Annotated in this window: 1 protein-coding gene; it reads right to left on the reverse strand. The window is 60.5% G+C overall.

Annotated features, from left to right (window positions below; genetic code table 11):
- Window positions 1–261: cbb3-type cytochrome c oxidase subunit I (locus tag PUW82_RS15100; protein WP_274223134.1), on the reverse strand; the 261-nt coding region annotated here is incomplete at both ends.

Here is a 261-nt window from a genome sequence, read left to right on the forward strand (position 1 = left end):
GCCAGGGTCGCGAATACCAGGCCGACATAGCCAAACACCGGCTTGCGACTGAACACTGGCAGCACCTCAGTGATGATGCCAAAGAACGGCAAGGCGATGACGTACACCTCCGGGTGCCCGAAGAACCAGAAGAGGTGCTGCCACAGGATCGGGCCACCATTCGCAGCGTCGAAGATATGGGCTCCCAGAGCCCGATCAGCCTCGAGAACGAGCAGACCAGCCGACAGGACTGGGAAGACGACCAGCACCATGATCGAGGTG

This window comes from Microbacterium thalli (assembly GCF_028737325.1).
GTDB classification, from domain to species: Bacteria; Actinomycetota; Actinomycetes; order Actinomycetales; family Microbacteriaceae; genus Microbacterium; species Microbacterium thalli.